Annotated in this window: 8 protein-coding genes and 1 pseudogene; 2 read left to right on the top strand and 7 right to left on the bottom strand. The window is 64.8% G+C overall.

Features of this window, described 5'->3' with window-relative positions; translation table 11 throughout:
* Positions 1 to 71: 71 nt before the first annotated feature.
* Entirely contained in the window at positions 72 to 1820 is a 1749-nt protein-coding gene (locus MRS60_RS32400) for a cholesterol oxidase substrate-binding domain-containing protein (protein WP_243567403.1), read from the bottom strand.
* A gap of 1289 nt (positions 1821 to 3109) precedes the next feature.
* Here MRS60_RS32400 and MRS60_RS32405 point away from each other — a divergent pair.
* Positions 3110 to 3922, top strand: coding sequence for a helix-turn-helix transcriptional regulator (locus MRS60_RS32405; protein ID WP_243567404.1), 813 nt, complete (start codon positions 3110 to 3112; stop codon positions 3920 to 3922).
* Here the strand turns inward: MRS60_RS32405 and MRS60_RS32410 are convergent.
* Together MRS60_RS32410 and MRS60_RS32415 are read right to left on the bottom strand one after the other, a co-directional pair.
* Positions 3873 to 4124 carry a hypothetical protein gene (locus tag MRS60_RS32410; RefSeq protein WP_243567405.1) on the bottom strand — a complete coding sequence of 84 codons (252 nt, stop codon included), beginning with the start codon at positions 4122 to 4124 and terminating at the stop codon, positions 3873 to 3875. The genes MRS60_RS32405 and MRS60_RS32410 overlap by 50 nt on opposite strands.
* 110 nt (positions 4125 to 4234) lie before the next feature.
* Complete coding sequence (locus MRS60_RS32415) at positions 4235 to 5263, bottom strand: helix-turn-helix transcriptional regulator (protein ID WP_243567406.1); 1029 nt, start codon at positions 5261 to 5263, stop codon at positions 4235 to 4237.
* On the opposite strand from MRS60_RS32415, the pseudogene MRS60_RS35005 reads away from it, so the two are divergent.
* Positions 5232 to 5351 (top strand): annotated as a pseudogene (locus MRS60_RS35005) (AMP-binding protein); the annotation flags it as partial. The gene MRS60_RS32415 and the pseudogene MRS60_RS35005 overlap by 32 nt on opposite strands.
* Positions 5352 to 5486: 135 nt before the next feature.
* Here MRS60_RS35005 and MRS60_RS32425 read toward each other — a convergent pair.
* The 4 genes from MRS60_RS32425 to MRS60_RS32440 form a co-directional block, all read right to left on the bottom strand.
* Positions 5487 to 7187 (bottom strand): cyclic peptide export ABC transporter, encoded by a 1701-nt coding sequence (locus MRS60_RS32425; protein WP_243567407.1) that lies wholly within the window; start codon positions 7185 to 7187, stop codon positions 5487 to 5489.
* Positions 7188 to 7203: 16 nt separating this feature from the next.
* Complete coding sequence (locus tag MRS60_RS32430) at positions 7204 to 7683, bottom strand: hypothetical protein (RefSeq protein WP_243567408.1); 480 nt, start codon at positions 7681 to 7683, stop codon at positions 7204 to 7206.
* Positions 7684 to 7746: 63 nt separating this feature from the next.
* Entirely contained in the window at positions 7747 to 8403 is a 657-nt protein-coding gene (locus tag MRS60_RS32435) for a glycosyltransferase family 25 protein (RefSeq protein ID WP_243567409.1), read from the bottom strand.
* Entirely contained in the window at positions 8400 to 17900 is a 9501-nt protein-coding gene (locus tag MRS60_RS32440; RefSeq protein ID WP_243567410.1) for a non-ribosomal peptide synthetase, read from the bottom strand. Before MRS60_RS32440 ends, MRS60_RS32435 begins: the two co-directional genes overlap by 4 nt.
* Between the last annotated feature and the right edge of the window lie 40 nt (positions 17901 to 17940).

Genomic DNA, 17940 nt, shown 5'->3' on the forward strand with positions numbered 1-17940 from the left:
CCGTGCGTCCGGGAGCGGCGCCGGCGCACGGCGCGCATGGCAGCGCGCCGCGCCGGCTTCCGCCGGGATCGCTACGGCATCAACCGGTCGAGCAGCGGCGACCGGAAGATCCGGTGCGGGTCGTAGCGTTCGAGGGTCGCGCGCGCCGCATCCCAGCTGCTCGACGGCGGCTGGCCTTCACGATGCAGGTTCGGGATCGTGGTGGCGAGCATGGTGCCGTCCTGCCAGGCGGCCGTGTCGGTATAGCCCCAGCCCTTCGACCATTCGGGACGCAGCGTCGCATACGAACCGGTGTAGTTCGCGAGCATCCATTGCTCGATCTCGCGATAGAAGCGACCGGCGCCAGGCGTGCCCGGTAACGTCAGGATATCGAACCATACGGCGATGTCCCATTCCGGGTGATCGGGGCGCGGCTTGAGCGCGGACAGCGTGGGAACGACCGCGCCGGCGCCGGCATCGGCCGGCTTGTCGAGACCGGTGACCCGGATCTCGACGGGGCCGTTGATCGGGTACTCGCCGCGTACCTTGTATGCGTCGATGCGATTCTGATAGAACTGCACGAATTCGCTGATCAGGCGTTGTACGTCGGCACGCCGCGCCAGTATCGCGTAGCCGTTCGCGGTGACGCGCAGCGTCGTCGGCCGAATGTACTGCAGCACGGTGCGCGACCAGCCCCAGATGTCCCCGCTGAGCGTGAGCGCGAGGCCGGCGGTCGTGATCGCCAGTTGCGTCTGGCCGAACAACGGCGTCAATGCACCTTCTCCGTTGATCACGATCCGCTTGACGAGATCCGAGATGGACTGCGAGATCGAATCGGAGAACGGATAGTTGTACGGCTGCGTGACGGTGCGCGACAGGAACGGCTTGCTGGGCGTCGGCGTCCAGACCTTGAGCCACGGGCACGTCGTGAACGGGAACCAGATCGCTTCCATCCGGCCCGCTCGATCGAGAAACGACGCGATCGTTCGGCCCGACGTGCCGGCCGGTGCAAATAGTTCGGAAGACGGAATGTCGACGAAGCTCTGGCAGCGCAGCCGCTGGTTCGGTCCTGCCGTCAGCGTAACTTCGACGACGAACGCCATCCCGATGTGCGCGAGGAACGCGCCGATCTCGGGATCGCTGCGCTCGAACCGGCGCAGCACGTATTGCTGCCGGGCCGGATCGAACACGATCGCGGTCAGCGCGACCACGAGATTGCTTAGCGAGCCGTAGGTGTGGCCCGGTTGCAAGGTTTCACCGGCCGCCGGTACGGCGGTGCCGTGCGCGTCGATCGCAAGCGCACCGCCGAGCGTGATGCCGCCCGGCGCAGGCACGGCGACCATGCCGAGGCCGGATTGCTCGAGCGTCGCGAGCAGCGACTCCAGCGACACGCCCGTTTGCGCGGTGACGCGCGCCGGACTCGTCGACGTGTCGACGGAGACGGCCGTCAACGACTTCGTCGTATCGAGCAGCACGAGGTTCGCGGCGCCGGCGCTTGGGTCCAGCGTCAGGGGCGACCAGTTGTGCATGTAGCCGCGCGGACGTACCCGGTAGCCGTTCGCGCGGGCCCAGTTGACCGTCGCAACGACGTCGTCGGCGGAGCGTGGCGCGGCGGTCCATACGTCCTGCACGGCGATCTCGCCGCTCCAGTTCTGGAACGCCTGCTTGTAAAGCGGAATGTCGGCCGGGAAGCCGGGCGGTGTCGCGCCGGCCGTCAGCGCGTGCGCCGCTACCTGGTAGACCGGTGTCCAGCCGGTGACGACGCCGGCCGCCGCGAGTTTCGCCATGTTGGCCAGGAAGGCGCGACGCGGCGCAGGTTCGTCTCGAAAGTCGTGACTCATGGTGTGCTCCAATTTCTCGGAATTGTTTTACGGATTGGAAAGACGACAAATGACGCGTTGAAGCCAGCGTGGTAATTCGAGCAGGCGTGACGCGCGGGCAGCGTTGCGCGTAGACGGGCCGGGATTGAAAAGAGGACGGTGCATTCGACAATGCGCGGCCGCTCGTCATCACGGACGTCTGGAAGGGAATCGGAAAACCTCCGGCGACTTCTGCAACTGGCCGTCGGTCTGTCCTGCCGGCAGGTGGATATGGTGATTCGGCTGAATAGCGTGAGACGAAGCGCTAGCCGCGACGATCGATAAAAGATGATTGCACGTGCATATTAATTTCCATGTTTCGTTTTTTTAAATAAACCCGCTTGCAGTTCAAAATCGGGCGACGTTTTGTCGTTTATTTCGCTGAAAAAGCGTAGCAATTTATCTGTCGCGCGGCAACGGGCGGAGTGGGTAAATTGCGTGCGCTTCAATATGGATATTTTATGACGGTCAATGATTTTTCCATTTGTTGATATTTTGCAACGCCCGTGTCGGCGGTGCTGGAAATGTTGTTTGTGGCGATTTTTATCGCCTGAAGGTGTAATCGACAGCGTGCTGCCGCAAGCAGGCAGCGAAAATTATGCCTGTCCATCACGCAGATTGAATCGATCGTTTATCGAATCGAAACAATTCCCGGAGGAAAGTGCTCGGGGCCACGTGGCGAGCGGGAGTGACGTAATGAAATTATCTTATTCTTCTCTCGAACAAGACCTCTTTGACGAAAATCCATGGTATACGGCGCTCGGGTGACTATTACAGGATTTCGGGGTAAATAAAGGTAAATTCGTATGGCCTACCATAATTGTGCTCGTGAGTGGCTTGCAAATTTATCGACTTCCGTTTTGCAAGCGGCGCAATTTAAAAAAACGAATGTCACGATAAATGCAGATATTTTAAATCGTCGCTATCATACGCGGCTGGGGTATTCGTGGATCAAATTCAATGGAAAGGATTATCTCGGTTTTTGTTCGTGATTATTCGTTGAATCCGCCGGGAATGCGCCCGCTCCGGGCCGGCGCAGGGTTTTCCAATTCAGGCGTTCAGCGCGTCCGGCGGCAGTGCGTTTTCACCGCCCTCGTCCCCGCGCGCGATCTCGCATCGAACTGAACAGAGCACGGCGCGCCGCCGTTTCGCGTGAGCCGAACACATCGGCGCGCGACGAAACGCGCGCCGCGCAAACCGCGCCGGCTCGCCCGCGCTGGCGTTGCGCCGCCGTCCTCAAGCACGCACAACAAGGAAACAAGGAGAGTCAGATGTTCGCGATGTTCTCGAAGCTCGGGAAGGTGATTTCGAGCGCCGGCAGTGAGCGGTTCGCATCCGACATGCATGCATTGCTGGTCGAATCGATTCCGCTCGCGATCACCCGGATGACTGAATGGACGCTCGACGAGCCGGCGGGCGAAGTCGTCCACGTGCAATCGCTCGGCGCGTTCGGTGCGCCGGGTGACGACGGGCGCAGCACCGGGCCGGCCGCGCACGGCGAGCGGCAGCCGGCAGCGCATCCGCTGTTGAACCGGATCGTGGCTGCTTGCGACCGGCAGCTCATTCACATCAATCCGCTGATGCGCAGCGGCAATGGCAGCGAAGTCGCGCCGCTGCGTGGGCCGGGCGGGGGATTTCAGTGCCATCTCGTGTCGTGCAAGGCGAATCGCCGCTACGTGATCTCGCTGCATCGAACGGCGTCGCATTGCGACTTCTCGTTGCAGGAGATGTCGTTCCTGAAGAATTTCGCCGATACGCTGCTGCCGCTCGTCGAGTGGCATGCGTCGACGCGCCGGCACGGCGACCTCGAAGGCACGACGATGCCCGCCGTCGAGGCGCTGCGCCAGGAGTTCGAATCGCGGCTTGCGCGCGCGGCGGTCGTGCTGTCGGCGCGCGAAAGCGAAGTGTGCCTCGGCCTGCTCGCGGGCAAGATGCTGCGAGAACTGGCCGGCGAGCTCGGTGTGAAGGAGAGTACGGTCGAGACGTACATCAAGCGCGCGGCGGTGAAGCTCGGCATCAGCGGCCGGCACGGGCTCACGAAATGGATGATCGACGATTACGTGCCGTGCGCGTCGGCGGCGTGATGCCGTCACGCCGGGCGCGGGCGCCGATACCCGGCGCGCGATACGCGCCGCCGGCCGACGTGCCGGGATTGCTGGCGCGCGTGCGCGCGCCGGCGCTCTCGTCGCGGGTGATGACGACGATGTCACCGGGTGCGGCGGTTCGGCCTTCGTCGTCGGCGTGATTGCCGGCGCGCGGCTCAAGGGGGAGACCGGCGGCAGCCATCCGATGCTGTTTGGCACGCAGCCCGCGTCAGCGTCGCGCAGGCTGCAGTTCCTTGCGCGCCGCGGTGCCGGCACGCGCTTTCGGACCGCCAGCCTTCGGATGCCGACGCTTCAGGTGCCGATGATGTACGGCGATGCGCGGTCGCGCCGCACGCTTCTCGTGCCGTGTCGGCGTGCTCCAGTCGCGGCCTCGCTCGCGGCCCCTGCGGCCTCGTCGAGCATCCAGCGCGTGAGACCATGGCGCCCGCCGAAGCCGAGCTTGACGGCCGCCCGCTTCAGGTAGGTCTCGACGGTGCTTTCGCGCAGCGCGAAACGCACGGCGATGGCGGGCACCGTGTCGCCGGCCAGCAGCGCCGTGCATGCCTCGATCTCGCGCGTCGACAGCTTGACGCCGGCTTGCCGCAGACGGTCGGCGAACCGCCGCGCCACGCGCTCCCGGCCCGATTGCGTCGCCGGCGGCGCGGCGGCGGCCGCGTGGGCGGGCGGCGGAGTCGAATCGAGCGCCGCGACATGGGTCTCGACGATCGGAAACAGCACGTGCGAGAGCTCCTTGAGGACGGTCTGCTCCCGCGGCGTGAAGTCGTCGAACGTGTTCGTGCGATACAGCGAGATCAGGTAATAGTGGCCCCGCTTGCGGGTCAAGAGGTGGAATTGCGCGCAACGCGGTGGCACGATCGCAGCCTGCATGAGGGCGAAGCGATGGAGCAGCGCGTGGGTCGGGCCGTGGCCGGCGAGCGTGTCATCGACGTGCAGGCGGCTCGCGCCCGGGCGCGGCGGCATCTGCGGCCCGTAACAGGCGGCTGCCGGGCCGGCCTTCGCGAGCGCCGCGCCGACCGCGCCGAGGCTGCGCACCTGGAGATCGCCGTCAGGCGTCGCGTCGACCGCGAGCTCCGAAATGCGGATCTCGTCGACGGGGACGGCCGCAGAGATCAGGCTGTACATCACTCGGGGAAAGCGTCGGCTCCCGCTGCTTGAGATCGCTTCGCCGACGTGTGCGAACAATCTGCTGAACTCCATGAACGGATTCCTGATGAGACGTTGAAGCTGCGCTTGCGCGCATGGTTGCCGACATGATTTAAACACCCGGCGGCGAACGCGTCTGTAACGGATAGCCGGGACAGGCGACGCATCGCCGGCCACCGACGGCTACGTCGAACCGGCGTCGCGCGTTGACGATCTCGCCTACGCGATCTACACGTCCGGTTCGACCGGTAAACCGAAGGGTGTGATGGTCGAGCAGTCGCTCGCATGGTTCGATTTCGATGCGTCCCACGTGCGGTCGCGGTTCCATTCGATCGTGGGACGGTGTGGCGGATCGGATCTGCGCGGAGCTGCAACGCGCGCACCGCATCCGGATCGCTGCTCATCCTGCAGCTTCGGCTTGGACGGCACACATGGCCGTATCGGAGAAGATGCGGCCGCTATCCAGGCGAATGACCCGATCTGCGAGCTTGAAGTACTGATCGTCGTGGGTAATGATAATGACGCATTTCCCGCGGGATTTCAGATCGGGAACCAGCACTTCATAGAAAAATCTCTTGAAGACCGGATCCTGATCGGCAGCCCATTCGTCCAGGATGTAAATCGGGCGATCCTCGATGTAGGCGCAAAGCAGCGCCAATCGCTTGCGTTGCCCTGTCGATAGGGCTCTGGTTGTCGAGTAGTCCTTGCCATTGATCTCTACTTTGTCGGCCAGTTTCAGGGTTTCAAGATATTTTCGGGCAAGCTCGATGCTCGAATTTTCGCGGTCCGGACCGATGATGCGGTTGAACAAATGGAAATCGGTAAATACCGCGGAAAACAGATTGCGGTACCGTTCCCTGGCAGCGTCGTCAACGACTTTTCCATCGAGGGCGATGTGGCCTTCGGTAGGCACGTAGAGGCCGCTGAGTACTTTGCCCAACGTGCTTTTGCCGCTGCCGTTTCCACCGATGACATAGACGAGCTCTCCGGCATGAATCGTCATATTGATGGGGCCGAGCACGAAATCGACCGACGAATCATTGTCGCGGTAGTTCATCTTCACATCTTTCAGCTCAATGAGTTGCCATGAATTCGCCGAGGATTCCCTGGTGCGCGGATGGGGCGGTTCCTTGCGTGAATCCTCCCCGTCATCGATCAAAAAACCGAATTCCGCCAGCCGGGCGAGCGCGGTTTTGCCTTCGGCCACGATCGGCAGAATACTGATCAGCATGGTCAACGGCCCCATCATGTAGAGCACGGCCAGAATGCTCGCCGTGAGTACGGACGGGTCCACGACGCCGAACGAAGGTACGCCGAACAGCAAGAATCCGAGCAGGACCGCTACCGTGATCTGGCCAATGGTGTCGCCGCTCATGAACCAGAAGCGTTCTATGTAATTGAATCCTGCCACGCGCTTCGATGATAATTCGATCGCAGCCCTGGTAAACCAGCGTCGTCTGGCCCTGTTGAGCTTGAGTTCCTTGATGCCGAACACGAGGCCATGGGTATATTCATTGAACTGGACAAATTCATCGCGAACTCTTTCCGTGAAATTGACCGCCCTTCGATAGAAAAACAGATAAAGCGCCAGGCCAACGATTGTCTGGGTGATCGTCGAAGCGAAAACGATCCACGACAGATAGGCGAGATAGACGATGCTGCATACCAGGACGACGGACTGAACGATGATCGTCGGTATGGTGAGCAGGGTCTGGCTCAACTGCGGAATGTCCTGCGTCAGCATGGTCAGGATATTCGGGGCGCCGCGCCGGTCGATTTCGTCCAGTGGGGTCGCCAGGATCCTTTTGCACAGGTTGACGCGCAATCTCGTCATGACTTTCATGCAGGCATAGGAGGGCATCACGGCAGCGCTGCTCCTGCAGACAACTGCGATGACGTTCACCGCAATGAATATCATCAGCAGCGTCTGTCGGTCGTCCTGGTCATGCAGCACCCTGCTGATCAATCCGACGCCCACGATCGACGCAATGCCGCTGACGAGGCCCGTAAGGACCGTGCCCAGGGTCAACCAGGGATGACTGCGCCACATCAGGGTGGCTGCCGAATGCCACGGCGGCGATTTACTTTGAGTGGAATCCATGAGTCGCCAATATTGCTCAGTTGATCAGGTGGCTGAGTTCGACGTTTCTTGCCGCTGATCTCAATCTCGACGAGGTTTCGTGCTTGCCCAGGAACGCGATGCTTTCCACGATTTCCAGCGGCGAGTCGGAAAACAGGATGCAGCACTTCAGCAAGCGCTGCGCACGGTCCCAGCCGAGGCCCGATGCATCGGCCACGCCACGCAACGAAGCCTCGACCGACGCGACCGTCCAGCTGTCGTTCCGTGTCAACCGCGCTTCGATCAGTCGAAGAAACTGCAGGAGGGTGCGGGGATTCCTTTCTATGCTGTACATCAGGATGTAATCGACCCGCCGTGTCTTCGTGATCAACGGAAAAATCAGATCGATCACGTCGTCGATCGATTCGCATTTCCCATAAGCCAGCGAAATTGCCTCGCCGAGCTTGCAGTCCCGGTGAAGCGAATCGAGCGCGGACTTGACGAACTCCGCTTCGAGGTCAACGGTGATGGTTTTCATGAGCTTCAATGGCCTGTTGAGATAGGGACCGCAGGGGATCGCAGCGAGCGCCGGCCGCAGGCGTTACCAGCCATCCGGAATCGGAAGGGAATAGCTCAGCGGCTTTTCCGGCATGACTTCGTCCATGATGTCGGAGTAACCGGACTCCTGTCCGACCAGATTGGGTTCGAAGCAGTAGCAATTGAACTTCTGCTGCAGCACGAGGTTGTTGCGGTCGTTGATCGCCGGCGGGTTTTCGTTGATCGCGATGAATGCGTCGTAAAGCGAGTCCCTGACGACGTAGGCATGCGCGGTGAGCGTCTCTACGGCCTTGACGATGTTCGGCGCGACGGGAATGGGCGGCGTGAAGTGATAGGCGCCCAGAAACAGCATGTGCCAGTCGTTCGGCACTTGCGCGATGAACTCGGGAAAGCGCGCGGCGAAGTCGGGGTCGAAGAAGGCGTCGTCCTCGAAGATCAGGACTTCGCTCGCGCCCGCGGCCTTGGCCTGTTTCACCGCGGCTAGATGGCTCATCGTGCAGCCGTAGTCCTGCGCACGCATATGGCTCAGGGATTCCGGCACGGTCACCAGCCTTGCATCGACGGCGGGCAGTCGTTCCACCGTGAGGATGTTCTGCTCGGCGAATTTTCTTTGCATCGCTTCCCAGCGGTCGGGGCGCCGGTCCAGATTGATGCAGACCTTGCGGGCGAAAGCGTTGTCGATCGTCGGTGCTGATTTCATGAGTGTTTTTTTTCCAGGAACTGATTGACGCGGGTAGCGAGGACGGCGACGTGCGGGTCGAGCAGCATGGTCAGGTGGTCGCCGGGTACGTCCATCACCTCGACGGGCAGCGCCGAGAAGCGGGACCACCCCCAGCTCGGGTCGAGGCGGAGCTGCGCTATCTCGGGCGACGGATCGTAGTCGCCGGGATCCCGCTCGGTGCTGCGGAACAACGCGATCGGCACGGGAAGCGGGGTGGCTTGCGGCGCGTAGCGCGATTTGAAGTTGGCCTGATAGACGCGCAGATAGGCGCGCAGGCGGTCGGCTCCGGCATCCGCAAACCAGTTGCCGCGGTCGCCGATTCTGTCGAGGATCAGGCCGGCCTGGCCGTCGGGGTCGAGCGGGGCGAGGTCTGCTCGCGTTACCTGAAGGTCGGTCCCGAGGAAGGTGCCGATTTCGTGAGCGATCGCGACCAGCCATTCGGTGTCGTCCCAGTCTTGCCAGTAGGCTGCGGCCGAGCTGTCGATGGGCGCGGAAGCGTCGAAGATCGCCAGCAGTTCGACGACGGCGCCCTTGGCAACGAGCTGCCGGCTCATTTCGAGCGCCACCTGCGCACCGAACGAGTGGCCCGCCAGGTAGTACGGGCCCGCGCCCACCAGCGGCCAGATGCATTCGATATGACGGGCCGCGATGTCTTCGACGCGGGTGAGCGGCAGGCAGGAGCCGTCGAGGCCGAGCGCTTCCAGGCCGTGCACCGCGTGAGCTTCGGTCAGGCGGTTCGCGAGCGGGTGGAAGTAGACCACGTTCCCGCCGGCGCCCGGAAGCAGGAAAAGCGGCGCGGCGGGACCGCCGTCCCGGATCGGCACGAGTCCGCCGGCGGGGGCGGCCGGCGCTTTCCCGGCCAAGGCCGCCGCCAGTTTCTCGACGGTCGGATTCTCGAACAGGCACGAAATGGGCAGCCGGCGATCGAACGCCTTTTCGACATTGGCCATCAGCTGGATCGCGATGATCGAGTGTCCGCCGAGGTCGAAATAATTGTCGCTGACCGTGATGTCGTTTCTTTTGAAGATCCGCTGCCAGATCTCCAGCAACGTGCTTTCGTCCGCCGTCGGCACGCCGGTGCGGGCCGCCGTGGCCGCACCGGCCGCAGGTTCGACGTCGGAGGCGGCCGCGCCGCGCGGCGCGCCCGGCTGGCCGCCGGCGGCCGGCACCGGCGCATCGGCGAGCTGGCCGGTCAACTGGGCCGGGTCGTCCGCGAATCGTTCCAGCAACGCGCGGATGATGTCCAGCATCTGCCGGACCACCTCGGGGGCGACGCGGTGCGCATCGTGCGTGATATGGAAGCCGAGGCGCGTATCCGGGTGTACGGTCAGGGTCAGCGGGTAATGCGCTTCCGCGAACGCGCGGGTGTCGAGGATCTCGATGTCGTCGGGCCCGAGAGCGGGGGCGGCGGCAACCGGGAAGTTCTCGAACACCAGCAGGCTGTCGAACAGGCTGTCGCGGGCAGGCAGTTCGCTCCACGACTGGATATCGACCAGCGAACTGTACGAATGCGGCTCCATCGCCGTCTGGGCTGCGTGAACCGTCGCCAGCCATTCGACGAACGGGCGTTCCGGCGCGATGCGCACGCGAAACGGCAGCGTGTTGATGAACAGGCCCACGATCGACTCGACGCCGTCGAGCTGCGGCGGGCGACCGGACACGGTGACGCCGAAGACGACGTCGTCGGTCCCGGCGCGGCGCCGCAGCACCAATGCCCAGACCGCGCGGATCAGGACGTTGAGGGTGAGGCGATGGGTTCGCATGAGCGTTTGCAGCCGAGCGGTCAGCGCCTCGTCCAGCAGGAATTGCTGGGTCCTGCGTTTGTCCTGCCGTGCGGCATCGCCGGAGATCTGCCCGGCCGGATGGGCCACGATCGGCGTGGCGGCATGGAACCCGGCCAGTTCGGCGCGCCACCAGGTTTCGTCGGCCGAACGAGGATGGCGCGCGAGCCAGTCGATGTACCTGCGGTATCCCGGCGCCGACGCGGCGAGCGCGGGCATGCCGGTGCGGGCGAGCGACAGGTAGTCGTCGAACACTTCCTTCATCAGGGTGGCGGTGCTCCAGCCGTCGAGAATGATGTGGTGCGCGCTCCAGCAGAACCGATGGCGTGTCTCCGTTTCCTGAATCAGCGTGCAGCGGAACAACGGCGCCCGCTGCAAATCGAAGCCGCGCCGCCGGTCGTCGGCGAGGAATGCATCGAAGTCCTGCGCGCGGCGGGATGCATCGCGGTGTCGCCAGTCGAGGAACGTCCACGGCAGATCGACCGTGTGCCGGACGGTCTGGACCGGATGATCGCGATTGGCCCACGCGAACGCGGTACGCAGCACGGCATGGCGCGCGAGCGCATTGGCCCAGGCTTGCCGGAGCGCCGGCACCTGGAGCGGGCCGTTGACGACGAAGCTGAACTGCTGGAAATACGCGGCGGGATCCAGTTCGTACAGCGAATGGAACAGGATGCCCTGCTGCAGGGACGAGAGCGGGTAGCTGTCTTCGAGGTTGTCCCACGCGGTGTCGGGAACCGACGCCGCGAAGTCGAGCAACCGGTCCTTGAAGTGCGCGGCCAGGTTTTCGACCGTCTGCCGCTGGTGGAGACGCTCGCCGTAGCGCCAGTCCACCTGAAGTTTGCCGTCGGAAACGGCGGCGACGATCTCGAACGCATGCGTGCGCAGGGACCGCTCGGAGCGCAGCGAACCGAGGTCTTCGGCAGCCGGGCTCCAGCCGTCGGATTGCTGCAGCACGGTATCGAGCTGTCCGTGATAGTTGAAGAGGATGTCGGCATTCGGCAGCGCGGCGAGGCTGTCACGCACGGCGGCGTCGGGGCCCAGGTAGCGGAGCAGCGAATAACCGAGGCCTTCGGCCGGAATCCGGCGCAACTGCTGCTGCGCGTCGCGCAGCGCTTCCTGCGGCGTCTGCATCGCGTCGACCTCGAGGACGATCGGATAGATGGAGGTGAACCAGCCCACCGTCCTGCTGACGTCGATCGGCGCATCGCCGACGTGGCGGCCGTGACTTTCGACATCGATCCGGGTGCGGGCGTTGCCCGTGACCATGCTGCATGCTTGCGCGAGCGCGACGAGCAGGACGTTGTTGATGCGGGTGTCGTAGGCCCGCGGCAGCCGGCGCAGCAACGCCGCGGTTTCGGCTTCGTCCAGCTCGAATGAAACGGATGCCGAGTCGCCGACCGCGTTGTCGGCCGCGCCCGCGGCCGGATAATCGACCGGCATGGGCTCGACGTCCTGCGAGAGGAGGGCTTGCCACCGTGGGGCTTCGTCGCCGATGGCAGGCGACCGGGCCAGTTGCTGCAGATGCAAGGCCCATTCGCGGAACGAAGTCGTCTTCTCTGACAACGGCTGGCCGTGGTACGCGGCATGCAGGTCCTCGAGCAGCACGCGCCATGACACGCCGTCCACCGCAAGGTGATGAACCGACACGAACAGGCGGGCGAGCGGCTCGCCGGCAAAGCAGAACAGCCGGGCCGCCAGCAACGGGCCATGCGTGATGTCGATGCCGCGTTCCGCCTGCGCAGCGGCGGCGCGCATGGCTGCGATGCGCTCGCCGGCGTCGCCCGCGATCGCTTGCTTCGCGAAGAGCGCCGGCATCTCGCCACCGGCGACGACCTCTTGCGTCCAGCCGCCGGCGCTGCGCGAGAAGCGCAGGCGCAACGCATCGTGATGTTCGTAGACTTGTCGGAACGCGTCGTCGAGCTTCGACGCGTCGATATCCGACGGCACCTGAATCAGGACCGTCTGATTGTAGTGCGACGGCGCATCGATCTCCTGTTCGAAGAACCAGTGCTGGACCGGTGTGAGCGGCGCATCGCCCAGCGGGCTGACGCTCGGCGCATGCGCCGCCCGTTCTTCAGGCGCGGCGGCCAGCTGGGCGATCGTCTGATACTGGAACAGCTGTTTCGCCGTCACGCGAAGTCCCGCCTGATTGGCGCGCGAGATCACCTGGATGCTCAGGATGGAGTCGCCTCCAAGTTCGAAGAAATTGTCGTGGATGCCGACGGATTGCAGTTGCAGCACGTCTTGCCAGATAGACGCCAGCAGGACTTCCCTGGGTGTGACGGCAGGCGCGTGCAACCGGGCCGCGTCGACCGTGTCCGCCGGGACGGGCAGCGCCTTGCGGTTGATCTTGCCGTTGGGCAGCGTCGGCAAGGATTCGAGCGCGACGAACCTCGACGGCACCATGTAGTCCGCCAGCTTGCCGCTCAGATGGCCGCGAAGATCGGCGATGTCCGGCGATGCGGTCGCGACATAGGCGATGAGGAACGTTCGGGCTCCGTCGGTTTTCGCGATCACGACACAGTCGTCGACCGACGGATGCTCGCGCAGCGCGGCCTCGATTTCACCGGGTTCGATGCGCAGGCCGCGCAGCTTGATCTGATGGTCGATGCGGCCGAGGAACTCGATGTTGCCGTCGGGCCGGTAGCGCGCGAGATCGCCGGTGCGATAGAGGCGTGCGTGCGGGTCGGTGGAGAACGGATCGGCGATGAACTTCTCGGCGCTCAGCTCGGGTTCGCCGTGGTAGCCGCGTCCGACCGGCGTGCCGCCGATCAGCAGCTCGCCCGCCACGCCGACCGGCACGGGTTGCAGCTGCGCGTCGACGATGTAGAGGCGGGTGTTGGCGATGGGCCGGCCGATCGGCACGATGCGGTGCGGGTCGTCGCGCCGGCATTCCCATGCGGTCACGTCGACGGCGGCCTCGGTCGGGCCGTAGAGGTTGTACAGCTTGGCGTCCAGACGCGCGAAGAAGCGCTGCTGGAGGTCGAACGGCAGGGCCTCGCCGCTGCATACGACGCGGCGCAGCGACGCGCAGTGCGCGTCGAGGTCCGGATGGTCGAGAAAGGCGCGCAGCATCGACGGCACGAAATGGATCGTGGTGATCCGTTCGCGCTCGATGAGTTCGACCAGGTAGTCGGTCTCGCGCTGGCCGCCGGGTCGGGCGAACACGAGGCGCGCACCGACGATGAGCGGCCAGAAGAATTCCCAGACAGAGACGTCGAAGCTGAACGGGGTTTTCTGCAGCACGGACTCGTCGGCGCCGAGCGCGTAGGCGTGCTGCATCCACAGGATGCGGTTGGTGATGGCGCGATGGGTGTTGAGCGCGCCCTTGGGCCTGCCGGTCGAGCCGGAGGTGTAGATCATGTAGGCGAGGTTGTCGCCGCTCAGCGCAGGCGCGGGGTTGGACGCGGGCGCGGCGTCGAAGTCGTGCGTGTCACGATCGACGACGATCACGCGGGCGTCGGTGTCGGGCAGCGCGGCAAGCAGATGCTGCTGGGTGAGGAGCCAGCGCAACTGGGCGTTGTCGATCATGAAACGCACGCGCTCGGCGGGGTAGTCGGGATCGACGGGGACGTAGGCGCCACCTGCCTTGAGGATCGCGAGCAGCGCGACGATCATGTCGAGCGAGCGCTCCATGGCCACGCCGACGAGAGCATCGGGAACGACGCCGAGCTCGATGAGCCGGTGGGCGAGGCGATTGGCGCGCAGGTTGAGTTCGGCGTAGGTGAGCGAGGCGTCGTCGCAGACGGCGGCGACGGCGTCGGGCGTGCGCTCGGCCTGTTGCTCGAACAGTCGATGCAGCGGTTGCGTGGCGTCGGCGCCGAAATCCGTTTCGGTCCGATTCCATTCGACGGTCAGCAGATCCCGCTCCGCATCGCTCGACAACGAAAGCTCGCCGAGCGGCTGGTCCGGATCGGCGACAACGGCATCGACGAGCGTGCGGAAGTGTTCCGCCATGCGATCGATCGTGTCGGCGTCGAACAGGTCCAGGTTGTATTCCAGCGAGCCCGCGAGGCCGTGCTCGGCATCCTGGATATGCAGCGTGAGGTCGAACTTGGCGGTGTGGGTCTCCACCGACACCGGCGTGGCCGTGAGACCGGGAAAGTTCAGCGCATCGGGCTGCGCTTTCTCATACGCGAACACGGCCTGGAACACGGGCGTGCGGCTCAGGTTGCGGTCGAGCTTGAGCGAGTCCACCACCTGCTCGAACGGAATTTCCTGGCGACTATAGCCGTCCAGCGCGACGCGCTTCACGCGCGCCAGCAGTTCGCCGAAGGTCGGATTGCCCGACAGATCCACGCGCAGCGCGAGCATGTTCGCGAAGAAGCCGATCAGCGGCTCGGTCATGCTGGAACGCCGATTGGCGATCGGGGAGCCGATGACGAGGTCTTGCTGGTTGCTGTACCGCGAAAGGAGCAGCGCATACGCGGCGAGCACGACCATGTACGTGCTGGTGCCGGACGCGCGCGCGATCGCGCGCAGGCCGTCGGAGCGCTCGCCGTTCAGCTGGAACGGCAGAACCGCGCCGCGGAAACGCTGGATCGCGGGGCGGGGGCGGTCGGTGGGCAGTTCCAGCAGGTCCGGCGCGTCCGCCAGCGCCGCGCTGACGAGCGCCAGTTCCCGATGCGTGTCGGCGGATGCCAGGCGTTCATGCTGCCAGCCGGCGTAGTCCGCGTACTGGACGGCCAGTTCCGGCAGTGACCGGCCGGCATAGAGCGCGGCCAGTTCGCCGATGAGGATGCCCGACGACCACGCATCCGAAATGATGTGATGCATCGTGATGCCGAAGACATGCTGGCGCGCGTGCACGCGATACAGCACGACACGATAGAGCGGGCCGGCGGCGAGATCGAATGGGCGGTCGGCTTCCTCGGCGAGCAGCGCGAGCGTGTCGGACTCGGTGTCGACGTCGATCACGTCGAGTGCGACCGGTGCCGGTGGGGCGATGCGTTGAACCCCGCGGCCGTCGACCGCGGGAAACGTGGTGCGCAGGATCTCGTGACGCCGGCTGATTTCGGACACGGCGGCGCGCAGGCGCGGGATGTCCAGAGCGCCGTCGAAACGCAGCGCGCTCGAGATGTTGTAGGTCGCCGACGGACCTTCCAGTTGCGCGAGGAACCACAGGCGCTGCTGCGGAAAGGACAGCGGCAGGTCGTTCGCGCGCGAGCGGGGCTGGATGTTGCCGGCCATCGAACCGGTCCGGGGCGACGATGCTTCGATCAGGTCGGACACCGCGCCGATGGTCTGGAGTTCGAAGATGGCGTCGATGCCGATCTCGACGGAGAAACTGCCCCAGATCCGCGAGACGATCTGCATGGCCTGCAGCGAATCCCCGCCGTAGTCGAAGAAGCGGCCGGTGAGATCGACGGCCGGATTGTCGAGCACTTCGCGCCAGATGCGCACCAGCTCGAGCTGGATCGGCGTTGCGTCGAGACTCGCGGCCTCGGGCGCGGCGGCAGGCTCCATGGCCAGGAGCGCCGGGCGATCCAGCTTGCCGTTGGCGTTGAGCGGAAATTCGGCGATCGTAAAAATGTCGGACGGGACCATGTAGTCCGGCAGTTTCCCGGCCAGGAAGGCCCGCAGGTCCGCAACGCTCAAGCTCGCGGAACCCTTGACGTAGGCCGCCAGCTTGCGCACCCCCTGGGCGGTTTCGCGCAGCATGACCGCTGCGCCGACGACATCCTCATGCGCGGTGAGCGCGGCCTCGATCTCGCCCAGTTCGACACGGTGCCCACGGATCTTGACCTGGTCGTCGACGCGTCCGTAACACTGGATCCGCCCGTCGGGCAACCAGCGGCCGATGTCGCCGGTGCGATAGACGCGCGCTTCGCCGGGAAAGGGATGCTCGACGAATTTCGCGGCGGTGACGTCCGGCCGCTGGTGGTAGCCGCGCGCGAGGCCGTCGCCGGCGATGCAGATTTCCCCCGGCACGCCGATCGGAACCGGCCGCAGGGCGTCGTCGAGCATGTATACCCGGGTGTTGGCGATGGGCCGGCCGATCAGCACCGTGGACGGCGCGTCCTCGACGCGCTCGACGATACAGCCGACCGTCGCCTCGGTGGGACCGTACTCGTTGTAGATTTCGATCGCGGGATCGATCTTCCGCAGCGTGGCGATGTGCTGGGGCGTCAGTTCCTCGCCGCCGACGATCACCTTGCGCACGCCGGAGCGTGCCAGGTTCATGTATTCCAGCAGGTGAATGTGGGTGGGCGTGAGCTTGAGGGTGTCGACGCCGCTGCCGGGCTGGAACATCCGGGCCAGGATGGTGTCGATGCTTTCCGACTGCGGATAGATGCGCAGCGTCTTGCCGCGCACCAGCGGGCAGAAGATGTTGGTGAGCGTGAAATCGAAGCAAAGCGAGCTGTACAGGCCGAAACTGCCGGTCGTGCCTTCCGGAAAGTAATACCCGGCGGCCCAGGCAATGTAGTGGGCCAGGTTCCGGTGTTCGAGCAGGCAGCCTTTCGGTCGCCCGGTCGAGCCGGACGTGTAGATCACGTAGGCCAGCTGCGACGGCTCGGCGCGGCGCGGCGGATTGTCCGGCAGCGGCGTCCAGCCGGGCAGTTCCTGATCCAGCAGCAGCGTCGCGCCGGAGAATTCATACCACTGCGCCAGTTGACTCGATTGGGTCACCAGCAGCGACAGGCCGGTGTCGCCGAGGATGTGATTGATCCGTTCGGCCGGATACGCCGGGTCCAGCGGAACGAACGCCGCCCCCGCCTTCAATATGCCGAGAATCGCGACGATCATCCATTCGGAACGGTCGAGCATGACGCCGACCAGCGATTCCGGCCCGGCGCCGTAGCGGTCGCGCAATTGATGCGCGAGGCTGTTGGCGCGGGCGTTCAGGTCGGCGTAGGTCATCAGCGAACTGTCGGTGACCAGGGCCGGCGCCGCCGGCGTGCGGGCGACCTGCGCTTCGAACATGTCGACGACCGTGAGATGGCCGGGCCCGGCCGCCGCGGTTTCGTTGAAGGCGGCCAGCAGCCGGCGCGCTTCCGGCGGGCTCGACTCGATGTCGCCGACGGGCTTGTCGAGGTGTTCGAATGCCTCCAGCACCGCGCCGAGGCTGCTCGCGAAACCGTCGATGACGAAAGGCTCGATGGCGCCGGTATGACGGAGCTCGATTTCGCCGCGCGCGAGCCGCAGGTGCAACTGCAGGTCGTCGTCCCGACCGGCCAGCGCGTGGTGCACCCGATCGTCCACCAGCGCGACTTTCGTGAGCTGCGCGAGATCCATATCCTTTTCGTTGCGCACGAGCGTTTCCAGCGGGAAATGGGGCTCGGCGTAGCTGTCTTCCACGATCCCGGCCACGCGCGACAGGTAGTCGTCGATGCGCTCGTCGGGACGTACCTCGATGATCAGCGGAACGGTGGCGGCCCGGGCCGGCGGATGCTCGGCAAGCCCCGGCGTTCCGAGCACCGTGACCGGAATCCGGAAGTATTTCCACAGCAGGAACGCAATGCCCGCGGCCGTGACGGCGAATTCGGCCAGCTCGCCGTCGCCGATGCGCCGCAACAGGTCGAGCGACGCGGGCGTGAGCGGCACCGTGCGGGACAGCAGGCGAGCCGGCTGCTGTCCCGGCGCGTGCGCTGCGATCCGGTAGCTGCCGGCGACCAGGGAAAGGCTTTCGCGCCAGAAACGCGCGGTGTGCGCATAGCGATGGTCGGTGACCAGCACGTTATTGTCTTGCACAGGAAACTCCTTGAGACGTTTTGTTCACCTGAAACAACCC

Origin of the sequence: Burkholderia pyrrocinia, from assembly GCF_022809715.1 — a bacterium.
Taxonomy (GTDB): domain Bacteria; phylum Pseudomonadota; class Gammaproteobacteria; order Burkholderiales; family Burkholderiaceae; genus Burkholderia; species Burkholderia pyrrocinia_C.

What these genes read in the sequence shown, in the direction of transcription:
- MRS60_RS32400 (WP_243567403.1), bottom strand. Translation starts at nt 1,820, where the DNA reads ATGAGTCACGACTTTCGAGACGAACCTGCGCCGCGTCGCGCCTTCCTG.
- MRS60_RS32405 (WP_243567404.1), top strand. Translation starts at nt 3,110, where the DNA reads ATGTTCGCGATGTTCTCGAAGCTCGGGAAGGTGATTTCGAGCGCCGGC.
- MRS60_RS32410 (WP_243567405.1), bottom strand. Translation starts at nt 4,124, where the DNA reads ATGGCTGCCGCCGGTCTCCCCCTTGAGCCGCGCGCCGGCAATCACGCC.
- MRS60_RS32425 (WP_243567407.1), bottom strand. Translation starts at nt 7,187, where the DNA reads ATGGATTCCACTCAAAGTAAATCGCCGCCGTGGCATTCGGCAGCCACC.
- MRS60_RS32430 (WP_243567408.1), bottom strand. Translation starts at nt 7,683, where the DNA reads ATGAAAACCATCACCGTTGACCTCGAAGCGGAGTTCGTCAAGTCCGCG.
- MRS60_RS32435 (WP_243567409.1), bottom strand. Translation starts at nt 8,403, where the DNA reads ATGAAATCAGCACCGACGATCGACAACGCTTTCGCCCGCAAGGTCTGC.